The organism is Corynebacterium mendelii, from assembly GCF_017307055.1.
Lineage (GTDB): Bacteria > Actinomycetota > Actinomycetes > Mycobacteriales > Mycobacteriaceae > Corynebacterium > Corynebacterium mendelii.
In genome coordinates, this window is record NZ_JAFLEQ010000018.1 from 50,658 (window position 1) to 55,687 (window position 5,030).

General features: G+C 66.5%; 3 protein-coding genes and 1 pseudogene. 3 read left to right on the forward strand and 1 reads right to left on the reverse strand.

The features are described 5' to 3' along the window. The 3 genes and pseudogenes from JZY06_RS12060 to JZY06_RS12070 all read left to right on the forward strand — a co-directional run. Positions 1-412: pseudogene (locus tag JZY06_RS12060) on the forward strand (hypothetical protein); the annotation flags it as partial. Positions 413-600: 188 nt separating this feature from the next. Next, entirely contained in the window at positions 601-1,347 is a 747-nt protein-coding gene (locus tag JZY06_RS12065) for an ABC transporter ATP-binding protein (RefSeq protein ID WP_207279820.1), read from the forward strand. Beyond that, positions 1,344-3,995: an ABC transporter permease gene (locus JZY06_RS12070; protein WP_207279821.1), complete on the forward strand. Its 2,652-nt coding sequence runs from the start codon at positions 1,344-1,346 to the stop codon at positions 3,993-3,995. The genes JZY06_RS12065 and JZY06_RS12070 overlap by 4 nt, the downstream gene beginning before the upstream one ends. A gap of 52 nt (positions 3,996-4,047) precedes the next feature. Here the strand turns inward: JZY06_RS12070 and JZY06_RS12075 are convergent, their stop codons facing one another. Beyond that, positions 4,048-4,788, reverse strand: a complete 741-nt coding sequence (locus JZY06_RS12075) for a type 1 glutamine amidotransferase (protein WP_207279822.1) — start codon at positions 4,786-4,788, stop codon at positions 4,048-4,050. Positions 4,789-5,030: the final 242 nt, after the last annotated feature.

Consider the following 5,030-nt stretch of genomic DNA (forward strand, 5'->3'; position numbering starts at 1 on the left):
GCCGGACCGTGTGTGCAACCGGTTGAAAAAAACCCACGGCCAGCTGCAGGCGCAGGTCGAGGACGGCGCCTGCAATGCGGTAACGGTCATTGATGCGGTCACCGTGCTCACCGACGACCAGGCCCGCCGGGCGGTGGCGCTGTTTGGCCCGCCCGCGGTTGACTGCGGGGCGCAACCGGTGGGCTTGTACCGTTTCCGGCTGCGCCCGCGGACCGGGAAAACCCACCAGCTGCGCAAACATCTGGCCGATCTGGGCTACGGGATTCTGGGCGATCCGCTCTACCCGGTCGTTGACCGGCCACGTCTCAATGACACCTCCGCCCCGCCGCTGGCGTTGGCCTGCACCGGTATCAGCTTCACCGATCCGGTCACCGGCGGCCCCCGGCGGTTCAGCCTGCAGGGCACGGTGTAGCCGGCAGCCGGCGCACGGCGGGGCCATCACCCCGCCCCCGGCGGGCGCGGAAGGCTGTTTTTCCCCGGCTGCCCCCAGCAGGTAGCGTGGGGGTGTTACCGCTCGCCCGGTTTTTGCGGCGGCCCGTTTTTTGCTGTGTTGTCTTTTTGCCTGTCCCACAAGACCGGAAAGTGTGGTGTGCCGCGCCGATGAACCCAACCACGTGCCCGGATGCCGCCGCGCGGGCGGTGGGGGCGGTCAAACGCTACGGCACCGGTTCAACCGCGGTCACCGCCCTGGACGATGTTGACGTGACATTCCGGCGGCAACAGTTCACCGCGATCATGGGCCCGTCAGGGTCCGGCAAATCAACCCTCATGCACTGCATGGCGGGACTGGATTCGCTGACACACGGCTCCGCGCTGATCGGTGAAACCGATTTGTCGACCCTGTCCGACAAGCAGCTCACCGCGCTGCGGCGGGACCGGCTGGGGTTTGTGTTCCAGTCGTTTAATCTGGTGCCGACATTGACGGCCGGGGAAAACATCACCCTGCCGGTGGCGTTGGCGGGCAAGAAACCCGATGCCGCGTGGCTGGACAACATTGTCTCCCGGCTGGGTTTGGGTTCCCGGCTCAACCACCGCCCCTCCGAGCTGTCCGGCGGGCAGCAGCAGCGGGTGGCGGTGGCCCGGGCTTTAATTGCCCGCCCGGAGCTGATTTTCGGCGATGAACCCACCGGTAACCTGGACTCCAACGCCACCCGCGAGGTGCTGGGTATTTTGCGCAGCGCCGTCGATGATCTCGGGCAGACGGTGGTCATTGTCACCCATGATCCCTCAACCGCCGGCTGGGCCGACCGGGTGGTGATGCTCAGCGACGGGCGTATTGCCGACGACATCGACCATCCGTCCGCCGAGAAAGTGGCGCGGGTCATGTCCCGGATGGGTGTGCGATGAGCACCCGGCCCACCGGCGCCGGATTGTTTGTCCGTATCGGTGCGCGCAGTATCATCGCCCACAAACTGCGGCTGGTGCTCACCCTGCTGTCGGTGGTCATCGGTACCGCCTTCATGACCGGTTCGGCGCTGTTTACCGCCCAGCTGGAGGATTCCTTCACCGCGATTGTCTCCTCCATGTTCGACGATGTGGATATTGCGGCCACCGGCGGGCCGGGAACAGCGGGCATTCCCGCCGACACGGCCCGCGCCCTGCGCGGCAATCCCGCCGTGTCGAAGGTGTCGCTGCTGGCGGATCCGGCAACTGTGGTGGTGGCCCGGCCCGACGGGAGTGTCCTGCCCACCGGCGGTGCCCCCACCCAGGCTCTGCCGGTCGGCCCGGACGGCGGGATGCTGGGTGGGACACGGGATGTCACCGGCGATCGGCCCACAGGGCCCGGCCAGGTGATCATCAACGCCACCGCCCTGGACACGGCGGGCCTTGCCATCGGCGACAGGGTCGTTGTCGTCGGCCCCACTTTCACCCGGCAGGCCACCATCACCGGCTCCTATTCGTCGGCCGCCGACACCGGCGGCTGGATCGGCGTCGGTTTCGACGAGGACACCTACCTGGATTTGTTCGCCGCCGGGGGCCGGGTGCAGATGGTGGCCATCAGCCTGACAGGACTGAAAAACGACGGTGCACCGGGTCCCGGGATACCGCGCGGCAGCGACGAGGCCCGAACCGTCATCGCCGAAGCCACCGCCGGGATCGAAAAGACCCTGCCCGGGGCGTTTGTCATCCCGGGGGCAACACTTGCCGACCAAACCACCGGACAGCTGAAACAGGCCCTGAGTTTCCTCCGCTACTTTCTGTGGGCTTTCGCCGGGATCGCGCTGCTGGTGGCAACATTCCTGATCAGCAACACCTTCGCCATGATCGTCGCCCAGCGCACCCGCGAATTCGCCCTGCTGCGGGCGGTCGGGGCCTCCCGGGCGCAGATCACCGCGGCAGTGACCGGGGAAGCGGCGGCCGTGGGGCTGATCGGTTCCGCCGCCGGGGTTGCCGGTGGTGTGGGACTGGTCAGCCTCGTTGGTGTCGGTATGGACCACCTGCAGATCGGCCTGCCACGCTCGGCGATGACCCTGTCGGCCACTTCGGTTGCCGTTCCGATGCTGGTGGGAACAGTGCTGACCATCCTGGCCGGCTACGTGCCCGCCCGCCGGGCGGGCACCGTGGCGCCGGTGGCGGCGATAGCCGGCGCCGGAACCGAAACACACGACGATGTCCGCACCCGGTTCATCGCCGCCTGCGGGCTGTTCACCTTCGGTGTCACCCTGTTGGCCGGTGGAGCGGTCACCGAATCGCTCGGCACGACCGAGATCAGGGTGTGGTTCATCGGCGCCGGGGCGGCGGCCCTGATCGGTGGACTGTGGCTGGCGGGACCGGTGGTGGTGGTTCCGGTGGTGGCTTTCCTCGGGAAAATCGTCGGCGCCCCCTTCGGGGCGGTGGGGCATCTGGCCGCCACCAACGGCCGCCGGTTCCCGAAAAGAACCGCCTCCACCGCCTTTGCGCTGACCCTGGGACTGATCATGGTCACCACCATCGGCATGCTGGGCGCAACCATGAAAGCCAATGTCTCCGGGATGATTGACGACACCGTCACCGCCGACTACGTGATCAAGGGGCCAACAGGCTCCACCCTGACCGTCCCCGAACCCCTGGCGGAGGCCGTCACCCGGCTGGACGACGCCGGGCAGGTTGCCGTCCTGCGCACCGCCAGCCTGACAGTGGCGGGGAAAACCCGTGGTGTCCCCGGCGGCAGACCCAATTCCACCGATGTCGCCGATCTGGACTTCACCCCCGGTGCCGGAAGCGGCCTGGAGCTCAACCCCGTGGCCGGGTCAGTCAACCTGACCGGCAAAGCCGGGGTGATCATCGACACCGATCTCGCCGCGAAAACACACACGTTACCCGGCGACACGATTGCCGTCGGCACCCCGGACGGCGAGGAATTCGCCGTGGAGGTCCTCGGTGTCTACGACCCGTTCAGCGGCCTGGGGGAGGCGGTGATCTCCCAGCGGACCGCACAGGCGATTATCGGGGAGTCCACCATCGGAATCCAGAATATTTTCGCCTCGTCCGTACGCCGCGATGAGGCCTCCATCGCGCGTTTCGGCGAGGAACTGAACACAGCGGCCGCCCCCTACCTGGTGGTCAGCGTGCTGACCAAACAGCAGTTCAGTGACCTGTCGGTGGCGGGAGTGGACCAACTGTTGGCGGTGCTCTACGGACTTTTGGCACTGGCGGTGATCACCGCGATTCTGGGGATCATCAACACGCTGGCGCTCAGCGTGATTGAACGCCGCACGGAAATCGGCATGCTGCGGGTGGTCGGCGGCTGGCGGGGGCAAATACGCACCATGATCTATCTGGAAAGTGTGGTCATCGCCGTGACCGGTGCGCTCAACGGGGCGGTAGTGGGGGTGGCCGTCGGCTACGCCTTCCTGTCGATTATGACCAGCCACGGCATCAACACCATTGTCATTGCCTGGGATACGGTAGCCGCCATGATCGCAGCGTCGGCGGTCGTCGGTGTTATTGCGGCGGCGTTCCCCGCCCATCGGGCCGCCGCCACCCCGCCGCTGGCCGCCATAGTCAACGACTAGGCACCCCGCAACGACCGGGCATGGGCGACCTCCCCGATCGGCAAGGACCCGGTCAGCCGGTGCTCCGCCGGGCAGTCACCTGATCAAAAAAACCGCGGCACAACGCCCGCCCCACAGCCGCGATGGCGGGATCTGCCTCCTCTGCCTCGCGGCGGGCGGGTCCAGCTGCACCGGGACCGTATTCCGATTCCGCCCACCGCGCAGCCTCATCGGGTGATGCTTCAGGGTGAAACTGGGTGCCCACCGCAGAGCCGTAGCGCAAAGCCTCCACCGGGCAGTTGGTGGAGGACGCCAGCACCACCGCGCCCGCCGGAACAACCGATACATGGTCATTGTGCGATTCGTAGACGGTCACGGTTGTTCCCAACCGGGCAAGTGCGCCGAAGACCGGATCCGCTAGTGCCGGGCGCTCGAGCGTTACTGTCAACGGCCCGTCGTGGCCGGCAGTGTCATCGCCGACCCGGACCTCTCCGCCGAAGGTGTGGGCCAGAATCTGCAGCCCCAGACACATACCGAACACAGGAATCTCTTCGGCTATCACCGCCCGCAGCAGTCGGCCGAGATCCTCCAGCCACGGATGCTCATCACATGCCAGGGCACTCATGCGGCCTCCGCACACCACCAGTCCGTCCACCCCGCCTGTACCGGTTCCTACCGCGCGGGCCAGCTCCGTGAGTGCGTCAGCGTCCTGCGGCATCGACAGATACACCGGTGTCTCCCCCCACTCGGCAAGCCACGTGCCAAAGCGGCTGACTGGGGCGATTGGATCAGGTTCAACAATAATGATGCTCACAACAATTCCTGCCCTTATGTCGTCAACCGGGAACCCACCGGGAGGATGTCCCCGGGGATCGTGACCGCAAGACTACTCAGCCGCCGGTAACCTTTGTCTTCCCAACCCGCGCAAAACCGGGCGGCGTTGAACATAGCCCCCGATAGAAAAAGTGCCTGTACCGCTGTCCCGGCAGAAGAAGACACACTGGTGGGCCAACTGCCGGAAATAGGAACAAGCACCCTGGGCGGCCCGTTGTCGGG